Below are 18,722 nucleotides of genomic sequence, written 5' to 3'. Positions count from 1 at the left end.
GCCCCGCTATATGAGCCGGGTTTGGTAACTCAGCGCAAAAAGGACCGGATATGGCCAATGTGGTTGTTGTCGGCGCCCAATGGGGTGACGAAGGAAAAGGCAAGATCGTCGACTGGCTCAGCGAGCGGGCAGACGTGATCGCGCGTTTTCAGGGCGGGCACAACGCCGGGCATACGCTGGTCATCGATGGCGAGGTCTACAAACTGCATGCACTGCCGTCTGGTGTGGTGCGTGGTGGCAAGCTGAGCGTGATCGGCAACGGCGTTGTCCTGGATCCCTGGCATCTGCTGAAAGAGATCGAAACGATCCGTGCGCAAGGCGTCGAGATTACGCCTGAAACGCTGATGATCGCCGAAAACACACCCTTGATCCTACCGATCCACGGCGAGCTGGACCGCGCGCGCGAGGAAGCAGCGAGCAAGGGCACCAAGATTGGCACGACCGGGCGCGGGATCGGCCCGGCCTATGAAGACAAGGTCGGTCGCCGCTCGGTGCGTGTGGCCGATCTGGCGGATGAGGCGACTCTGGAGGCTCGGGTCGATAGGGCGTTGCAGCACCACGACCCGCTGCGCAAGGGTTTGGGTATCGATGCCGTGGATCGTGACGCATTGATCGCCCAATTGAAGGAAATCGCTCCGCAGATCCTGCCTTTTGCGGCTCCCGTTTGGAAAGTGCTGAACGAAAAGCGCAAAGCGGGCAAGCGCATCTTGTTCGAAGGCGCTCAGGGTGCCTTGCTGGATATCGATTTCGGCACGTATCCGTTTGTGACCTCTTCGAATGTGATTGCAGGGCAGGCGGCGACGGGCGTGGGGATCGGTCCGGGGTCGATCGACTTCGTTCTGGGTATCGTGAAGGCCTACACCACCCGTGTTGGCGAAGGCCCGTTCCCGACCGAACTGCACGACGCCGACGGACAGCGACTAGGAGAGCGCGGACATGAATTCGGCACCACGACAGGCCGCAAGCGCCGCTGCGGCTGGTTCGACGCCTGCCTCGTGCGGCAAACCTGCGCCACAAGCGGCGTCAACGGAATTTCCCTGACCAAGCTCGATGTTCTGGACGGGTTCGAGACGCTGAAAATCTGTGTCGCTTACGAACTGGACGGCAAGCGTTTGGACTATTTGCCCACGGCTGCGGATCAGCAGGCGCGGTGCACACCGATCTATGAAGAAATGCCGGGCTGGAGCGAGTCCACCGAGGGCGCGCGCAGCTGGGCAGACTTGCCGGCAAACGCCATCAAATATGTCCGCCGGGTGGAAGAACTGATCGAATGCCCGGTGGCGCTGCTGTCTACCAGCCCGGAGCGGGACGACACCATCCTGGTGACCGACCCGTTTGCCGACTGATGGCAGGCGCGGACAAACCCGGCCTCAGCTACAAGGCCCGCAGACGGTGGTCGCTGGTTCTGTTGCTGGTGGGGCTGCCGCTGTACATTGTAGCAGTGGTCACCATCGTGAACTGGCTGGACCGACCATCGATCCTGGTCGAACTGCTGGTCTATGTGGTTTTGGGTGTTCTGTGGGCGCTGCCATTCAAATTTGTGTTTCGTGGCGTTGGCAAAGAAGACCCGGATCAAGATCAGCAATAGGCCAGACCGTTGTAAGAAACCTGCCGACGTGACAGGCTTGTCCGAAAAACAGTTTCGGTAAGCACAAGTCGGCAGGTGGATCCTTGATGAAGAATGCTGTTTTGGTCACATTGACCAGTCTCGCAACCCTGAGTTCGGGCGCCGTCTGGGCTGATGATTGGGAGTTCGTCATTGCCCCTTATCTCTGGGGGCCGGATTTCAGAACCTCTCTGGATATTGGGCCGAACCCTCCGGTTGATGGCAGCAAATCCATCTTCGACATTCTAAACAGTGCATTTCTGATCGCGGGCGAGGCCCGGAATGGGCGTTGGACGATCGGAGCCGAGTTCAACTATCTGAATCTGGGCGACACCGTTTCCATCGGACCATTCAGCAACGCCGCGAGCTGGGAGCTGGACGGGATAATGACCTCGCTCGCGGGCAGCTACGCGGTGGCAGAGGACAGCCAGTCCCGAATTGAGGTGCTGGGCGGGCTGCGCCATTGGGATCTTGATCTGTCGACAACCGTGGCCGGTTTCACGGCAAGCACTGACCAAAGCTGGACAGATCCAATCATCGGGGCGCGATACTCTCGTGCGCTGAATGAGCGGTGGAAACTTGCGGCCATGGGCAACATCGGTGGTTTTGGATATGGGTCGAAATTCCAGTGGGAAGCCCTCGTTCAAGCCAATTGGAGTTGGACCGAGACCATCGATGTTGCAGCCGGCTACCGTCATCTGAGCGTTGATTTTGAGGACGGCCGCAACGTTGTCGATCTTATACTGACCGGCCCGTACGTGGCGTTGGCGTTCAAGTTCTGAGCTTTCACGCAAAATGCAAAAAAGGCCGGAGAGGATCTCCGGCCTGTCTTGGGCAGTTGGGGGGTCTTGTCAGCCCGCGGCGCGCTTGTCGTCGGGGCGGAAGCCGATCTGGTTCGAGGCGGCAAAGCGCCCTCCGCCGGCTTTTTCGATCTTTCCATCGCGCAGAAGCTGGCCGAACGAACGCAAGCTTTCTTCGCGGTTGAACTCATCCTGCTTGAGTGACCGCACCTTGTTCATCAGCTGCGGACGCGAGAACTGCTCCTGACCTTCGATGAAAGACAGGTAGGCCGCCGCCGCCTCCAGCAGGTCGGGCAGGGATTGTGCGCCCTGCTCCTGAGCGAAATGGGCAAAGCCGCCTTCTTCGGATGCGTCGTCGTCTTGTGCTGCGGTCACGCGGCGTGGGATGACCGGACCGGCGTCCGCGTCCTGCGTATCGATGCGCTGCTCGGCAACCAGCTTGAGCGGCGCGGCCGTATCCGACTCGGGGCGCATGCTGGTGACATGGATTTCGGGACGACGGGGGCTGACGACCGAGGCCAGGTCTCCACGATATTTCTGGTTTTCGTCCTCATCCGCATCGCGGGCCTTGCCGCCTTCAGCTTCGGTGGCTGCTACAGCTGTGCGCAGGTGGGAATAAGTTTCCCGCTTGTCCGAAGTGGCCGGGTCGTCCATTTGGGCGTCGGCCTTCTCCATCAGGCGCAACACGTCCGAGTCCATGTCCTGAGGCTTGTTTGCGTCGCGTTTCGAGCGCGCATCCATTTCCGCCTCGATTTCCGAGATCTCACCCAGGATGCTCTCTTCGTCTTCGGCGGTCAGGACGCCGTCTTCCGCGAGTTCAGAGACTTCCTCATCGGCATCTTCGGGCTGGTCACCCAGAATGTTGAGGATGTCGTCAGCCTCGGGCTCCGAGTCGGTGTCCTCTTCAAGATCCGCGAAGAGAATGTCGGACGAGGCTTCTTCATCACTGGCGGCCTGGTCGTGTTCGGACGTTTCTTCCGCTGCGGCTTCCTCAGCCTCTTCCAGATCAGCTTCAACTTCCTGAGCATCCTCGGCAGCTTCATCAGCCTCCGCTTCAACTTCAGCCTCCGCTTCGACTTCCGGTGCTGCCTGGAATTCTTCTCCCGCTTCGAATTCGACTGCGGCCTGAGGTTCTTCCTCGGCCAGGTCGACAAACGGGTCCGTGGGCTGTTGTGTGGCTTCTACCGGAGCATCTTCCTGTATCACCTCTTCAGTTGCATCCAAATCGTCGGGGCTGAGCGCTCCGGCTTCGAATGCGGCCGAGATGGCGTCAATCTGGGGCTCGGGCGAGGCTAGAAAACCGCTGTCTTCGTCTTCGCTGTACGCGGGGGGCGTCTGGTCATTATGCGAGACGACCGCGCGAATGCGCTGCAGCTTGGCGGCGATGCTGTCGGCGCCTTGGGGGGCTGCGGATTCGACTGGCTCGGCATCGGCAAAGAATGCGGCAGCACCAGCCGCCGGTGCCGTGTCGACCACGCTCAGGTCAGGGCTGGCGGGCGCCGGTGTTCTGGCTGCGGGTGCGGGTTGTTGCGGGGCCGCATCATGGGCTTCGTCCGTGGCGCGCAGCAGCAGTCCGGTGTCGTTCTGCTTGGCTTCCACACGGCGCGAAGCGTCACGCTGAGCGATGCGGGTCAACATTTCTGCGTCTGGTTGAGGAGGCTCGGAGCCGAAATACCTGTCATCCGCGGCAAGATCGCGGAAGTATTCGGCAATCGCCTTCATCGTCTCAAAGGAATCGTCAAAGCCTTCCAAAGTGCATGAGAAGGTTCCGTAGGAAACGGTCAATACCTTGTTGTTCTGTACCATCAGACGCACGTCCTCTACAAACTACACAGAGCCAACCCGCGCGACGCTGGGCGCGTCTGTCAGCTCGAACCTGTTCTAAAGAACCTATCATTTTGTGGTCTCAATGTGTCCAAAAGCGGGAAAAATGGTCAATCTTGGAAAAAACGGCGAAATTGTTCATTCCAAAAGACCAATTGCCCTGTTCGGAGGAGGGGAAACCGGCCCCGATGACCTGAATCTGGCGCTGAATCGCGTCAATGGCGCTGTAGCCGCGGATGGCGGGGCCGCCGCATTGATCGATTCGGGGCGCGTTCCGGATGCGGTGATCGGCGACTTCGATTCGTTGGCACACGCCTATCTTGCACGGATACCAGAGGACCGTTTGTTTCCGATCCGGGAACAGGACAGCACTGATTTCGACAAGGCCCTACGCAATATCCGCGCGCCGCTGGTCTTGGGTGTCGGGTTTCTCGGAGGTCGGCTGGACCACCAACTGGCGGTGCTCAATACGCTGGTTTGCCACAAAGACAGGCCGTGCGTCCTTCTGGGAGCACGCGAAGTGGTCTTTCACGCCCCGCCTAGGATATCACTGTCGCTCACGCCGGGCGACACAGTGTCATTGTTTCCATTTCAGCGGGTAACCGGACGCAGTTCGGGGTTGGAGTGGCCGATCGACGGTCTGGTGCTTGAGCCGGACGGGCGAGTCGGAACATCGAACCGTGCGCTGGCTCAGGTTACCCTCGAGGTCGACGGACCCGGGTTGCTGGTCATGGTGCCGCGCGACGCTCTTGATGCTGTCATGCGGGCGTTTGCGTCGGCGCAGACCGGGCGCTGGCCCGCTCGCGCAGGATGACATAAAGCCCGGCCGCGATCGTGATGGCGATCCCCAAGGCCGCCGGGCCGTTTGGCAGGTCGTGAAAGATGAGCCAGCCGATCAACGTCGCCACCGGAATCTCCAGATATTGCATCGGCGCCAGCGTTGCCGAAGGCGCGAACCGCAGCGCCCATGTCATCAGCAGATGCGCCACGGTGCCCAGAACACCGATCGCCAACAGCAACCAATGGGCGTCGTCTTGCGGCAGGGTCAGTGCCAGATCCGGAAGACCTGTCAGAGCCCCGATCGCAAGCACTGGAGCCAGGACCGCGGTGGCCAGCAGCCCGGACACGGCCTGCAGGGCAATTGGATCGGTTTCTTTGGCAATCTGCCGGGTCACCAGCATGAACAGGGCAAAGACGACAGCCACGATAAGCGGCAAAAGGGCCGGAGCACCAACCTCGGCAAAGCTGGGCTGGATGACCAGCAACGTGCCTGCAAAGCCGACAATGCAGGCGATCAGACGACGATGCCCGACTTCTTCACCCAGCACATACTTGCCCAGCAGCAGCATGATGAATGGCATGACAAAGGCGATGGCGACGGCATCGGCCAGCGGCAGATACTGCAGCGCACTGAACATCGCGGCGATTCCGACAATGTGCAGCAGAGTGCGCAGCACGGTCAGCCGCAGGACGCGCCCGCGCATTCGCCAGGTCCGACCCGTCAGCGCCACCAGCGGGATCAGGATGGCCGCCTGCACCGCAAAACGCACCAGCACCAGAACGCCAAGCGGAGTGGTTTCTCCCAACAGCTTGGCCAAGGCATCGCCCAGCGGTGCAAGCACGCAGAAACCAAGCATCAAAACGATGCCGAAGACGGGACGATCCTGTGTCATGGGCGCGACGCTAGACGTTTCCCGAAGAATGGGAAAGGCCCGTCGTCAGCCCTCGGGCAAAGGCTGAACCTTTGTGTAGTCCGGACCGAAGCAAGTGGGCAGCCCGTCGCCCAGTTCGAGCCACGTCAGTTTCTCTTCATAGGCGACATGCAGCGTTGGCCGCAGGGCTTCGGGGTTCTCCAGTGTCGCTACATAAAGGTGCAAAACGTCGGACATCGTAGTGGATCGGAACGAGATCGGCGTTCCGCAATGCGGGCAAAAGCTGCGCTCGACACCGGGGGACGAGTTGAACCGCTTCGGTTCCTCTCCGGTCCAACGCCACTGACCGTCGCGCACCCCAAAATATGTGGTCATCGGCGCGGCACACTGGCGGCGGCAGCTGTCACAATGGCAGGAAACACAAGACAGGACCGGAGGGTCGACCTCGAACCCGATTCTGCCGCACAGGCAATGTCCGCGCATTGAGCTGCCCTCCCGGTTTGATCCCTCAGCAGTTTGGCACGTTGACGGCCAGACCGCCCAGCGAGGTTTCCTTATACTTCTCGTGCATGTCATGACCGGTCTGGCGCATGGTCTCGATCACCGCGTCCAGTGGCACGAAATGCTGCCCGTCCCCGCGCAGGGCCAGCGACGCCGCCGAAACCGCCTTGATCGCGCCCAGCCCGTTGCGCTCGATGCAAGGAACCTGCACCAGCCCGGCGACCGGGTCGCAGGTCATGCCCAAATGATGTTCCAGCGCGATCTCGGCGGCGTTTTCCACTTGTTCCGGTGTGCCGCCCATCACTGCGCAAAGACCCGCCGCGGCCATTGCGGCGGCGCTGCCGACCTCGGCCTGACAGCCGGCTTCGGCGCCTGAGATCGAGGCGTTGTACTTCACCAACCCACCAATCGCGGCGGCGGTCAGCAGGAAATCCTCGATATGGCTTTCCGATGCGCCGGGAACGTGGTCGAGGTAATAGCGCAGCACCGCCGGCAGTACGCCCGCAGCGCCGTTGGTGGGGGCGGTGACGACCTGACCGCCGGCGGCGTTTTCCTCGTTCACCGCCATCGCATAGACGCTCATCCAGTCGTTGATCGTGTGCGGCGCGTTCAGGTTCATGCCGCGCTCGGCCATCAGTGCATCGTGGATCGCCTTGGCCCGGCGCCGCACCTTGAGGCCGCCGGGCAGGATGCCTTCGGTGGTCAGCCCGCGCTCGATACAGGCGTTCATCACCTCCCACAGGCGGGCGGTGCCTTTTGCGAAACTGTCCGCGCAGCCCCGCGCGATCTCGTTGGCGCGTTTCATCTCGGCGATGGTCTTGCCGCTGCTGCGCGCCATTTCCAGCATTTCGGCGGCGGTCTTGAACGGGAAGGGCACGGGCGGGCCGTCATTGGTGTCCTTGCCTTCGGCCAGCTCCTCTTCGGTCAGGACAAAGCCGCCGCCGACCGAGTAATAGACCTGCCGCAAGATCACGTCACCCTGTGCGTCGGTGGCCATCAGGATCATGCCGTTGGCATGGCCGGGCAGGGTGTTGTCGTAGTCGAAGACCAGATCGGCCTTTGGGTCGAACCGCAGGGTCGGCAAACCCTCGGGTGTGACAGTGCCGGTTTCGGCAATTGCAGCCAGTGCCGCTTCGGCACGGTCGTGGTCATAGCTGTCGGGGACAAACCCAGCCAGCCCAAGGATCGTGGCGCGGTCCGTGGCGTGGCCGACGCCGGTGAAGGCCAAAGATCCATGCAGCGAAGCGCGCAAGCCGGCAAATTCGAACGGCGAAGCGCGCATCAGATCGAGGAACCGCGCGGCCGCCACCATCGGCCCCATCGTGTGGGACGAGGATGGGCCAACGCCCACTTTGAACATATCGAAGACGGATAGAAACATGTCTGGTCGCAGAGCCTTGTGGCGAGTTGGCGGCCGGGCCGATTTGAACCGCCCGAACCGCTGGGAATCTGTATGCGCTTTATTTACACAACCGAGCCGAGCACTGAAGATTTGATTGCGACGTTTCCGATGGGAAACGCGTATTCATGTATCGATTATTGCGCCTGTCCCGCGGATTTTGGGCCTCGCAGTCGGGCAGGGCTTTCCGTATAAGTTCCCCAAAGAACTGAGGGGAAGCCGCAATGACAGCAGAGTTGTCACCCATCGACCGGGCCAAGAGTGTCGCCGCCTATCGCGCGGCCGAGATGGTCGAAGACGGGATGCGCGTGGGTCTGGGTACCGGATCGACCGCGGCATGGTTGGTGCGTCGTCTGGGAGAGCGGGTGCGGGACGAAGGTCTGCGGATCAAAGGCGTCCCGACGTCGACGGCTACGGCACAGTTGGCGCGCGAGGTCGGGATCGAGGTTGTTTCGCTGGATCAGGCGGGTTGGCTGGACGTGACGATCGATGGCGCCGACGAGTTCGACGGTGAATTGAACCTGATCAAGGGCGGCGGCGCGGCGTTGCTGCAGGAAAAGATCGTGGCCACGGCCAGCGACCAGATGATCGTGATCGCCGATGCGGGCAAAGAGGTCGAGGCGCTGGGCGCGTTCCCGCTGCCGGTAGAGGTCATTCCCTTTGGCTGGCAGACCACGCGCACGCTGATCGAGGAGTTGCTGGACACGATGGACGTGCTGGGCACTTCGGCGACCTTGAGGATGAACAACGAGGCGCCGACCGTGACGGATGAGGGCAATCACATACTCGACCTGCACCTGCAACGCATCGGCAACCCGAGGCAACTGGCTCTGGTGCTGAACCAGATACCGGGTGTGGTCGAAAATGGGCTGTTCATCGACATCTGCGACAAGGTCGTGATCGGCCACGGCGACGGCCGGGTCGAGCTGCGCGATTTCAACAGCGGTACGATCGAGCTGGATCGGTTGGGCGACGAGCACGATAACCTCTTTTCGGACCTGGCCGACTGAGCCGACCGCGCACCCTGCTTCACAGCGGTGTGCGATTTCCGGGCCAAGGGGTTGGCACGATCATTCACGCCCCCAAATACTCAGGGCAATTTCAGGCAGGCTGACAAAAGGAACGCGGCATGAGCTTTGACTATGATCTTTTCGTCATTGGAGGCGGTTCAGGCGGTGTCCGCGCGGCGCGCGTGGCGGCGGGCGAAACCGGGGCCAAGGTCGCGCTGGCCGAAGAGGACCGCTATGGCGGAACCTGCGTGATCCGTGGCTGCGTTCCCAAAAAGCTGATGGTGTTTGCCAGCGAATACGCGGGAATGGTCGAGGACGCTCGTGCCTATGGTTGGGACATTCAGCCGGGCGCTTTCGACTGGCCGCAGTTCCGCGGCAAACTGCATGCCGAGCTGGACCGGCTGGAAGGGATCTATCGCAACATCCTCAAGAACAACGGCGTCGAAACCTTTGACCAGCGCGCGAAACTGGTCGACCCGCATACGGTTGAACTGGCCGACGGCACCCGCAAGACGGCCAAGCACATCCTGATCGCCACCGGCGGGCGCCCTGTGGTGCCGGAATTCCCCGGTTCAGATCTGGCGATCACCTCGAATGAGGTTTTCCACCTTGAGAAGCTGCCCGAGACCATGCTGATCGTCGGCGGCGGCTATATCGCCTGCGAATTCGCCGGAATCATGAACGGCATGGGCGTCAAGACCACGCAGTTTTATCGCGGCGCGCAAATCCTGCGGGGTTTCGACGACGAGGCGCGCGGGCTGATCTGTGAAGAGATGTGCCAAAACGGGGTCGACGTGCATCTGGGCACCAATGTGCTCGAGATGAAAAAGCAGGGCGACAAGATCTGGGTCAAGGCGACCAACGGGTCTGAACAGTTGTTCGACGTGGTGATGTATGCCACGGGCCGGGCGCCAAACGCCGATGATCTGGGCCTTGAGGCGCTGGGCGTCGAACGTGGCCGCAAGGGGCAGATTGTCGTGGACGAATACAGCCAGACGGCTGTGCCCTCGATCTATGCCATCGGGGACGTGACCGACCGGGTGAACCTGACGCCGGTCGCCATCCGCGAGGGGATGGCCTTTGTCGAGACCGTGTTCAAGGGCAACCCCACCCCGGTGGATCATGAACTGATCCCGACCGCGATCTTCACCCAGCCCGAGATGGGCACCGTGGGCCTGAGCGAGGAGGCCGCTGCCGAGCAGGAGCCGATCGAGGTCTACGCGACTTCGTTCAAGCCGATGCAGAAGGCATTTGCAGGGGGCACCCAGCGGGTTTTGATGAAACTGATCGTCAGCCAGGCCACCCGCAAGGTGCTGGGTTGTCACATTGTCGCCCCCGGCGCGGGCGAGATGATCCAGTTGGCGGGCATCGCCGTGAAAATGGGCGCCACCAAAGAAGATTTCGATCGTACGGTTGCTGTTCATCCGGTGATGGCCGAAGAACTGGTAACCATGCGGCAACCCGTGCGTACCGCTTGATTTGCAAGCGCGCGCACACAGGTTACAAGGGATCCCGTAAGCACACGGGCCAAAACAAGGGAAATGAAACACATGGCGGGCAACAGCGGAGGCCCCTGGGGGGGCGGAGGCTCATCCGGTGGCGGAGGAAACCGGGGAAACAATGGGGACGGGCGACGCCCGCCCGAAGGCGACGGGCCGCAGATCCCCGAGATCGACGAGTTGATGAAAAAAGGCCAGGAGCAGCTGCGCGTGCTGATGGGCGGGCGCGGCGGCGGGGGCCGAGGCGGCAACGGATCCGGCCAGGGCGGCGGTGGCGGCCCGGCGATCACCAAAGGCACCATCCTGTTGGGCGGGGTTGCCGCCTTGGTTCTGTGGGGCTTTGCCAGCGCCTATACGGTCAAGCCCGAAGAGCAGTCGGTTGAACTGCTATTCGGTCGCTTTACCGGAATCGGCACCGAAGGTCTGAACTTTGCCCCGTGGCCTGTTGTCACGGCCGAAGTCATCCCGGTGAAGGTCGAACAGACCGAAACCATCGGATCTGGCGGTCGCGGTTCGGACGCCGGTCTGATGCTGACGGGCGACGAAAATATCGTCGATATCGATTTCCAGGTGGTCTGGAATATCTCGAATCCTGCGGACTACCTGTTCAACCTGCGCGACCCGAAACAAACTATCCAGGCCGTGTCTGAGTCGGCCATGCGCGAGATCATCGCGCAGTCGGACCTCGCGCCGATCCTGAACCGCGACCGTGCTATCATCGCCGAACGGCTTGAGGAACTGATCCAGTCGACTCTGGACAGCTACAACTCGGGTATCAACATCGTCCGTGTGAACTTTGACGGCGCCGACCCACCGGAACCGGTAAAGGATGCCTTCCGCGAGGTTCAGTCGGCTGGACAGGAACGCGACCGGCTTGAGAAGCAGGCCGATGCCTATGCGAACCGGGTTTTGGCCGGCGCGCGTGGTGAAGCCGCGCAGGTGCTGGAAGAGGCCGAAGGCTATCGGGCACAGGTCGTGAACGAAGCTCAGGGTGAGGCCAGCCGGTTTGGCGCGGTTCTCGAAGAATACTCGAAAGCTCCGGATGTGACCCGCAAACGTCTGTACCTTGAACGGATGGAGCAGGTTCTGGGCGACGTGGACAAGATCATCTTGGATGACAGCGCAACAGGCCAGGGGCAGGGCGTCGTGCCTTATCTGCCGCTGAACGAACTGCGCCGCAACTCGGGTGAGGGGAACTAAGACATGCGTAAATCAACCTTTCTCCTACCTGCCATTTTCGTGGTTATTGTGATCGCCCTCTCAGCGATCTTCATCGTGGACGAGCGTGAAAAAGCGCTGGTTCTGCAATTCGGTCGCGTGATCGACGTCAAGGAAGACCCGGGCCTGGCCTTCAAGATTCCGGTCATTCAGGAGGTCGTGCGCTACGATGACCGTATTCTAAGCCGCGAGGTCGGGCCGCTGGAAGTCACGCCGCTGGATGACCGCCGCCTGGTGGTCGACGCCTTCGCGCGCTATCGGATCACCGATGTGCGGCAGTTCCGTGAGGCCGTGGGTGCCGGTGGCATCGACACAGCGGAGCAGCGTCTGGATTCGATCCTGCGCGCCAAAACCCGCGAGGTTCTGGGTTCGGTAAGCTCGAATGACATTCTCAGCTCGGACCGGGCGGCGCTGATGCTGCGCATTCGCAACGGCGCGATCGCCGAGGCCCGCGATCTGGGCCTTGAGGTGATCGACGTTCGCCTGAAACGTACCGACCTGCCGCAGGCCAACCTCGAAGCGACCTTTGCCCGGATGCGCGCCGAGCGGGAACGCGAGGCGGCCGACGAAGTGGCGCGCGGTGAAGAAGCTGCACAGCGGATCCGTGCCCAGGCTGACCGGACCGTGGTCGAACTGGTCTCCGAGGCCCGCCGTGAGGCGGAGATCGTTCGCGGTGAGGCTGATGCCGAACGGAACGCGATCTTTGCCGAAGCCTATGGCAAGGACCCGGAGTTCTTCGAGTTCTACCGCTCGCTTTCGGCCTATGAGAACGCTCTGAAAGGCGGCAACAGCTCGCTGGTGCTCAGCCCGGATTCCGAGTTCTTCAACTACCTCGGATCTCCGCAAGGCCGTTCGGCGCCCGCCGCGCCGGCCTCCCAATAATGGGTATGATCCTGCTGGCCTTCGGGCTGGTGTTGATTGTCGAGGGGCTGGCCTATGCGCTGGCCCCTTCGCTTGTCGAGCGGATGCTTGAGGCGTTGCGCAGCATCCCCGAACCGGCCCGCAGATTGGTCGGACTTCTGTGTGTGGTCAGTGGCTTCGTCCTGTTGTGGACGGCCAATCGGCTGGGGTTTTGATCGGTTGAAGTAAACTGGCAGTGAATTCCTCAACTTCCCGAGTTGCGGGCGGTCACAAACTGACTACATTGTTTCCCAGCAAGCTGCTCAGGCAGCCACCAACAGAACAATGTCGACAAGGAGAGACCAAGTGCAGGCAGTAGCACGCAGTGTATCCGTCCGCCGGGACGATGTGGTGACGATGGCGCGGCTTTTGTGGCTGGCTTTTGCCGCGGTTTCCCTTTTGTTGCTCCAGACGTTGGCTGCACAGGCCCGTCAGGAAAGCCTGGCGCCGCTGGTCAACCGGATCAGCCCGGCCGTGGTCAACATCACCACGACGACCCTGATCGAGGGGCAGTCGGGCGCGCAGGGGATCGTTCCCGAGGGTTCCCCGTTCGAGGACTTTTTCCGCGAGTTCCAGGACCGCAATGGCGACCAGGACAATCGCCCGCGCCGCAGCAATGCCTTGGGATCGGGGTTCGTGATTTCCGAGGATGGCTACATCGTCACCAACAATCACGTCATCGCAGAGGCGGATGAAATTCTGATCGAATTCTTCCCCGGCGATGGTCAGCCCGTAAAGGAGCTGCCGGCCAAGGTTATCGGAACGGATGAGAAAACGGACATTGCGTTGCTCAAGGTCGAGGCGTCGGGTCCGCTGAAATACGTCACTTTCGGCGACAGCGACACAGCGCTTGTAGGGGACTGGGTGGTTGCCATGGGCAACCCGCTGGGCCAAGGGTTCTCGGTATCTGCCGGGATCGTGTCGGCGCGCAATCGCGAGCTCAGCGGTTCCTATGACGACTATATCCAGACGGACGCGGCCATCAACCGGGGCAACTCGGGCGGTCCTCTGTTCAACATGGACGGTCAGGTCATCGGTGTGAACACCGCGATCTTGTCGCCGAATGGCGGGTCGATCGGTATCGGGTTCTCGATGGCGTCGAACGTGGTGTCCAAGGTTGTCGATCAGTTGCGGGAATTCGGCGAAACCCGTCGCGGCTGGCTGGGTGTCCGCATTCAGGACGTGACCGAGGATATGGCCGAGGCGATGGGCCTCGACAAGCCGGGCGGTGCTCTGATCAGCGATGTGCCGGACGGCCCTGCCAAAGAGGCGGGTCTGCTCGCAGGGGATGTGATTCTCAGCTTTGATGGTGTTGAGGTGAAGGACACGCGCGGATTGGTGCGACAGGTCGGTGAGACGCCGGTCGGCAAGTCCGTGCGCGTGGTCGTTCAGCGGGACGGCAGCACTCAGACCGTGCTTGTCACTCTGGGGCGTCGCGAGGATGCCGAGCGTGCGGAAACCGGCGATGATGATGGTGCGGAAGAGGCGCCGCTGGACGAGAATGCAGACATCCTTGGCCTGACGATTTCGCCGCTGACCGACACATTGCGCGAGGATCTGGGTCTGGACGCGGACGCGGATGGTCTGGTTGTGACGGATGTGGATGAGGCCTCCGAAGCCTACGCCAAGGGCCTGCGGGCAGGCGACCTGATCACCGAGGCTGGTCAGCAGAAAGTGTCGTCGATCTCCGATCTCGAGGATCGTATGGACGAGGCGCGGGAGGCGGGGCGCAAGTCGCTGCTGCTGCTGGTGCGTCGTGGTGGCGATCCGCGCTTCGTCGCGCTGAGCCTCGAAGAGTAGGACAGCCAGTTTGGTCAACATGATCGGCCGGGGCAGATGCTCCGGCCGGTTTTCGTTCTGGCTGCAGAAATCAAAAGAGCCACACGCCGGGGAGGCGCGTGGCTCTGGTGCAGGGAGATGCCAGTGGACAGATATCGGGGATGATACTCTGGCACCCTACGGTAACAATTCATTACCTAATGGAAGCGAATCCCGTTGTATGTGAAGCGGATCACATCCGGGCCATTTTCCGGGCAGCAGGTCAGATCAGATCGGATTCGGCGAGTTGGCGCAGGGCGTCAAAGTCGTGGATCTGCAGCCCACCGCGCGAAGCCTCGACCACGTTCGAGCGTTTCCACGTCGAGATCGTCTTGGATACCGCCTCGCGCGTCGCGCCGACGAATTCCGCAAGTTCACTCTGCGACAGGGCGATGCGTTCGGACGGCGCGTCCTGCTGGTTGGCCAGAAGCAGAAGCTTTCGCGCAAGTCGCACAGGCATCGGCAGGAATACCTGCTCGTTCAACTGCGCCCCCATCCAGCGCATGCGCAGTCCGGCCAGCCGGATCATGTCCTCGGCCAGTTCGGGGTGCTTGCGGATTTGTTCCATCAGATCCTTGCGGCGCACGCGCAGTACACGCGACGGCTCGGCTGCGGTGATGGTGGCGGTGCGCGGGCCGCTGTCGAAGAGGGCGATTTCGCCGAACACTTCGCCCGGGCGCATCAGGCTGAGCGCCAACTTGCGCCCGCTCATGGCCAGGAAGGACACCTCCAAAGCGCCTTCCAGCAAAGCGTAGAGGGCGTCCCCCTCGTCGCCTTGTTCGAACAAGACCTCGCCGCGGTCCAGCGAGACAGAAGTGGCTAGCGCAGAGAGCATATCACGAAGCCGGTCTGAAGCTTCGGACAGGAACCCGCTGTTCGGAAAGGCGGTCATGGAAGACACGGTTCTCCGGATGAGTGGTGTGGGTGGTTTCCCAGCTTTCCACAGCTTTGGAGCTAAGCCAAGGATTTTATCCGGTTTTCCGAAGGTTTCCCCCAGGTTCGCCGGCCCGTGTCAGGGACGCGTTACTGCTTGTCCGGATCGTCCATATAGCTTTGCAGGATGCTGAATTGCAGCATCAGGAACCCCATCAAAGCGATCGGAAAGCCAAAGGTTTCGATCTTGACCCAAAGATCGGTGGACAGAGTCCGCCAGACCAGTTCGTTGGCCACCGCCAGCACGGCGAAACAGGCGCACAGGCGGCGGGTCAGGATCATCCAGCCCTCGTGGCGCATGGGCAGCATCTCGTCCAGCACATAGGCGAGGTATGACTTGCCCTGGAGCAGACCGATGCCCAGCATCATCGAGAAGAACCCGTAGACCAGCGTGGTTTTCATCTTGAAGAACCGCTCGTCGTTGAACCAGGCGGTCAGGCCACCGAAGAAGATGACCATGATGGCGGTGAAGATCTGCATCCGGCTGAGCTTGCCGGTCAGATACCACAGGATGCCCATCGCCCCCAGCATCAGCGGAACGAAGATGATGGTGGCCACGATGAAGCCGGAATATTCGGTGCCGCCGATCAGAAAGCTGTCGTCGCGCAGGCGCAGGTAGATGAAGAAGAAGGCCAGCGGTGGTCCCAGTTCCAGCACCTGTTTCAGAAACGGATTGATCTCTTTCTTGTCTGCCATGCCTGTCGTCCTGCTGTTCACCCGCCCATTTCAACTATTACCGCGCCCAATGCAATCAATGCCATCAGGATTATGCGCCGAGGCCCCACGGTCTCTTCCAGGGCCAGCCAGCCGATCAGCGCGGCAAAGACGGTAGAGGTTTCGCGCAGCACCGCGGCTTCGCCGACCTTGTCCAACCGGGTGGCCAGCATGATCGCTCCGAAAGACATGGGGGCGATCAGCCCGCCTGCAAGCCCCCGCAGCATCAACGGCCCGATTGCCGGGCGGTGAACCATCGCCCGCCAACGCAGGAAGGCGTAGATCGGCATGGTCGCCCCGTCGATCATGAAGAACCAGGCCAGAAAGGTGAACGGATCGGCCGTAGCGCGGATGCCGTAGGCGTCATATGTGGTGTAGAGCGCCACGAAGAGGCCGGTTGCAACCGCAAGGGCCAATGCGATGCCCAGAGTTTCGCGGTTGGTTTCCAGGAAGCGGAAATTGTAGGCGGCCAACCCGAAGATGCCCGTCAGCAGCACGGCGACGCCCAGCCATTGGGTCGGTGAGAAGGTTTCATTGAACAGAAGATAGGCGCCGATGACGGTGAACAACGGGCCGGTGCCACGCACCACCGGGTAGACCACGGTGTAAGACCCTTTGGTATAGGCCATCGCCTGCAGCGTTTTGTAGGCGACATGGATCAGCCAGACCACGGCGAATATCGGCCACATGAAGGGTTCGGGCCAGGGCACGACGAAGAACGCAAAGGGCGCGGCCATCAGGCAGTAGCAGGCGTCGATCGCCCCGCGCGACAGCCACGGGTCGTGCCGCCCCTTCTGCAGCGCACCGAACACCGCGTGCAAGAAGGCCGCCATCAGGGCGAGGCCAAGGGCCAGCCTGTGTCCGGCCTCGGTGCCTTCGAGGGAGATCAGCCAGTCGCTCACGCTGCGGGTCTTTCGCTGGTGGAGAGGCTGGGGGTTTTCCACCCCCAGACCCCCGAGGATATTTGGGGCCAGATGAAGGTCAGTTGCTGTCGAGGCCGGTCAGGGCGGCGGCGAATTCCTCGGGGTCGAAGGGGGCCAGATCGTCGATCTGTTCGCCGACGCCGATGGCGTGGATCGGCAGGCCGAACTTGTCGGCCAGCGCCACAAGCACGCCGCCCTTGGCCGTGCCGTCGAGCTTGGTCATCACCAGGCCCGAGACATCGGCCAGCTTGCGGAAGGTTTCCACCTGGCTGAGCGCGTTCTGGCCGGTGGTGGCGTCGAGCACCAGCAGGGTGTTGTGCGGGGCGGTTTCGTCGATCTTGCGGATGACGCGGACGATCTTGGCCAGTTCCTCCATCAGATCGGCGCGGTTCTGCAGGCGGCCGGCGGTGTCGATCATCAGCAGGTCGGCGCCTTCAGCTTGCGCCTTGGTCAGGGCGTCGAAAGCCAGCGAGGCGGGGTCGGAGCCTTCGGGCGCGGTCAGGACTGGAACTCCGGCGCGGTCGCCCCAGACCTGCAGCTGTTCCACGGCGGCTGCGCGGAAGGTGTCGCCCGCTGCGATGACCACCTTTTTGCCTGCTGCCTTGAACTGGCTGGCAAGCTTGCCGATGGTCGTCGTCTTGCCAGAGCCGTTGACGCCCACCACCAGCACCACTTGCGGGCGCTTGGGGTAGAGGGGCATCGGTTTGGCGACCGGCTCCATTACGCGGGCGATTTCCTGCGCCAGCAGTTGCTTGATTTCCTGGGTCGAGAGTTTGCGGCCATAGCGCCCCTCGGCCATGTTGGCGGTGACGCGCAGGGCGGTGTCGACACCCATGTCAGAGGCGATCAGCAGTTCCTCGAGCTGTTCGAGCATGTCGTCGTCGAGCGTGCGGCGCACCACCGGCCCGGCATCGCCGCGACCGAAGAGACGCCCGATCAGGCCCTTGGACTGCGCCTGTTCCGGCAGTTCCGGCGGAGGCGGTGCGGGGGGTGGGTCCACCGGCTCGGGCGACGGTGTCTCGACCGGTTGCGGTGTGGGTGCGGGTTCGGGGATTTCCGGGACGGGTTGCGGCTCGGGCTCGGGCTGGGGGATCACCGGGTCGGGGGCGGCGGTTTCTTCGCCGCCGTCCTCGACGATTGCCTCAAGCCCCTGTTCGAGGCGGGACGAGGATTTGAACAGCCGGTCCTTGAGCTTGGTAAAAAACGCCATCTTGGTCTCCGCAGGTGTTCCCTTCACCTAATGCGGAATGGCGGCAGTTGCAAAGGGTCAGGTGAAGGCCAGGAAAAAGCCGAACTGGGCGCCCCAGTAGAGCGGCCAGACCAGATAGGGGGTCAGCCGCAGGGCCGGGTGGCCGGACGGCAGCAGGAACCTTTCGGTTGCCAGGATCAGGTCCGAGGCGATGAAGGCCATCGCGGCCGGCAGCGCCCATCGCAGCGCTCCGGCCTCGGGCAGGGCCAGAACGGTGATGCCCATGCCCAGAATGATCGGGATATAGGCCAGGACCGGTCCGCGCAGATCACCGGCCCGCTGGGCCAGCAGCGTGGCCATCACGATGCCCAGAATGACCAGCGTCCAGGCGTATCCGGGTTTGTCCAGGATCAGGTCGGTGTCGCTTGACGGATGGGTCAGGAACAGGGCGATGTATACCAGATGCCCGGCGGCGAATGCCCCGATGCCGGCCATGAAGGTGCCGTCGGTCTCACGCGACAGAAGGGCGTCGCCCAAGGCGCAGAGAGACAGCGCCAGGATCAGAAGCAGAGGGCCGGACTGCACCGCGGCCTCGACCGCCAACAGGGCGACGCTTGCGGTTTTCAGCGCCGTGCGTAGCAGGCTGGCCGGACGGGCCGTCAGGGCCAGGTAGGCCAGGGCACCGGCCAGCGCTGCGAGTACGAGTATCGTCATGTCCTGCCTTCCGATGGCACCG

General features: G+C 62.1%; 19 protein-coding genes. 10 read left to right on the top strand and 9 right to left on the bottom strand.

Going from position 1 to position 18,722, the window contains the following annotated elements; translation table 11 throughout:
- The first annotated feature begins 50 nt into the window (after positions 1 to 50).
- From ACR0NY_RS05225 to ACR0NY_RS05215, 3 genes are all read left to right on the top strand, one after another.
- A complete protein-coding gene (locus ACR0NY_RS05225; protein WP_170337852.1) occupies positions 51 to 1,346 on the top strand; it encodes an adenylosuccinate synthase in 1,296 nt (431 codons plus the stop codon).
- Positions 1,346 to 1,588, top strand: a complete 243-nt coding sequence (locus ACR0NY_RS05220) for a DUF2842 domain-containing protein (RefSeq protein ID WP_093962533.1) — start codon at positions 1,346 to 1,348, stop codon at positions 1,586 to 1,588. The genes ACR0NY_RS05225 and ACR0NY_RS05220 overlap by 1 nt, the downstream gene beginning before the upstream one ends.
- An 86-nt stretch (positions 1,589 to 1,674) precedes the next feature.
- The gene (locus ACR0NY_RS05215; RefSeq protein WP_170368717.1) at positions 1,675 to 2,388 is read left to right on the top strand and encodes a porin family protein; all 714 of its coding nucleotides are present in this window, start codon (positions 1,675 to 1,677) and stop codon (positions 2,386 to 2,388) included.
- A gap of 69 nt (positions 2,389 to 2,457) precedes the next feature.
- On the opposite strand, the gene ACR0NY_RS05210 is transcribed toward ACR0NY_RS05215, so the two are convergent.
- Positions 2,458 to 4,212, bottom strand: coding sequence for a hypothetical protein (locus ACR0NY_RS05210; RefSeq protein WP_170368716.1), 1,755 nt, complete (start codon positions 4,210 to 4,212; stop codon positions 2,458 to 2,460).
- A 124-nt stretch (positions 4,213 to 4,336) separates the two neighbouring features.
- Here ACR0NY_RS05210 and ACR0NY_RS05205 point away from each other — a divergent pair, with 124 nt between their 5' ends.
- Positions 4,337 to 5,044: a thiamine diphosphokinase gene (locus ACR0NY_RS05205; RefSeq protein ID WP_170368715.1), complete on the top strand. Its 708-nt coding sequence runs from the start codon at positions 4,337 to 4,339 to the stop codon at positions 5,042 to 5,044.
- Here ACR0NY_RS05205 and ACR0NY_RS05200 read toward each other — a convergent pair.
- Genes ACR0NY_RS05200 through ACR0NY_RS05190 form a run of 3 tightly spaced genes read right to left on the bottom strand, consistent with a single transcriptional unit; the run spans position 4,989 to position 7,764 of the window.
- Complete coding sequence (locus ACR0NY_RS05200; RefSeq protein WP_170337859.1) at positions 4,989 to 5,903, bottom strand: DMT family transporter; 915 nt, start codon at positions 5,901 to 5,903, stop codon at positions 4,989 to 4,991. The genes ACR0NY_RS05205 and ACR0NY_RS05200 overlap by 56 nt on opposite strands.
- 45 nt (positions 5,904 to 5,948) lie before the next feature.
- Positions 5,949 to 6,365 (bottom strand): GFA family protein, encoded by a 417-nt coding sequence (locus ACR0NY_RS05195; protein WP_170337861.1) that lies wholly within the window; start codon positions 6,363 to 6,365, stop codon positions 5,949 to 5,951.
- A gap of 25 nt (positions 6,366 to 6,390) precedes the next feature.
- Complete coding sequence (locus ACR0NY_RS05190; RefSeq protein WP_170337863.1) at positions 6,391 to 7,764, bottom strand: L-serine ammonia-lyase; 1,374 nt, start codon at positions 7,762 to 7,764, stop codon at positions 6,391 to 6,393.
- Positions 7,765 to 8,006: 242 nt separating this feature from the next.
- On the opposite strand from ACR0NY_RS05190, the gene rpiA reads away from it, so the two are divergent.
- From rpiA to ACR0NY_RS05160, 6 genes are all read left to right on the top strand, one after another.
- Complete coding sequence (gene rpiA / locus ACR0NY_RS05185) at positions 8,007 to 8,792, top strand: ribose-5-phosphate isomerase RpiA (protein WP_170337865.1); 786 nt, start codon at positions 8,007 to 8,009, stop codon at positions 8,790 to 8,792.
- A gap of 119 nt (positions 8,793 to 8,911) precedes the next feature.
- Entirely contained in the window at positions 8,912 to 10,270 is a 1,359-nt protein-coding gene (gor, locus tag ACR0NY_RS05180; RefSeq protein ID WP_170368714.1) for a glutathione-disulfide reductase, read from the top strand.
- Between the two features lie 72 nt (positions 10,271 to 10,342).
- Positions 10,343 to 11,491: an FtsH protease activity modulator HflK gene (gene hflK / locus ACR0NY_RS05175; RefSeq protein ID WP_170338334.1), complete on the top strand. Its 1,149-nt coding sequence runs from the start codon at positions 10,343 to 10,345 to the stop codon at positions 11,489 to 11,491.
- Positions 11,492 to 11,494: 3 nt separating this feature from the next.
- Complete coding sequence (hflC, locus tag ACR0NY_RS05170) at positions 11,495 to 12,391, top strand: protease modulator HflC (protein ID WP_170338336.1); 897 nt, start codon at positions 11,495 to 11,497, stop codon at positions 12,389 to 12,391.
- Positions 12,391 to 12,585 (top strand): DUF2065 domain-containing protein, encoded by a 195-nt coding sequence (locus tag ACR0NY_RS05165; protein WP_093962522.1) that lies wholly within the window; start codon positions 12,391 to 12,393, stop codon positions 12,583 to 12,585. The genes hflC and ACR0NY_RS05165 overlap by 1 nt, the downstream gene beginning before the upstream one ends.
- A 130-nt stretch (positions 12,586 to 12,715) precedes the next feature.
- Positions 12,716 to 14,209, top strand: coding sequence for a Do family serine endopeptidase (locus ACR0NY_RS05160; RefSeq protein WP_390895962.1), 1,494 nt, complete (start codon positions 12,716 to 12,718; stop codon positions 14,207 to 14,209).
- A 241-nt stretch (positions 14,210 to 14,450) separates the two neighbouring features.
- Here ACR0NY_RS05160 and ACR0NY_RS05155 read toward each other — a convergent pair whose 3' ends face one another.
- From ACR0NY_RS05155 to ACR0NY_RS05135, 5 genes are all read right to left on the bottom strand, one after another.
- Positions 14,451 to 15,119 (bottom strand): Crp/Fnr family transcriptional regulator, encoded by a 669-nt coding sequence (locus ACR0NY_RS05155; RefSeq protein ID WP_170337872.1) that lies wholly within the window; start codon positions 15,117 to 15,119, stop codon positions 14,451 to 14,453.
- Positions 15,120 to 15,250: 131 nt separating this feature from the next.
- Positions 15,251 to 15,856: an inner membrane-spanning protein YciB gene (locus ACR0NY_RS05150; protein ID WP_170337874.1), complete on the bottom strand. Its 606-nt coding sequence runs from the start codon at positions 15,854 to 15,856 to the stop codon at positions 15,251 to 15,253.
- Positions 15,857 to 15,873: 17 nt separating this feature from the next.
- Positions 15,874 to 16,776 carry an EamA family transporter gene (locus ACR0NY_RS05145; RefSeq protein WP_170337876.1) on the bottom strand — a complete coding sequence of 301 codons (903 nt, stop codon included), beginning with the start codon at positions 16,774 to 16,776 and terminating at the stop codon, positions 15,874 to 15,876.
- Between the two features lie 79 nt (positions 16,777 to 16,855).
- Positions 16,856 to 18,007, bottom strand: a complete 1,152-nt coding sequence (gene ftsY / locus ACR0NY_RS05140) for a signal recognition particle-docking protein FtsY (protein WP_170368713.1) — start codon at positions 18,005 to 18,007, stop codon at positions 16,856 to 16,858.
- A 57-nt stretch (positions 18,008 to 18,064) separates the two neighbouring features.
- Positions 18,065 to 18,700 carry a lysoplasmalogenase gene (locus ACR0NY_RS05135; protein WP_170337880.1) on the bottom strand — a complete coding sequence of 212 codons (636 nt, stop codon included), beginning with the start codon at positions 18,698 to 18,700 and terminating at the stop codon, positions 18,065 to 18,067.
- Positions 18,701 to 18,722 lie beyond the last annotated feature (22 nt).

It is taken from the genome of Ruegeria sp. BJ5 (assembly GCF_056537865.1).
This window is presented reverse-complemented; position numbering and strand designations above follow the sequence as displayed.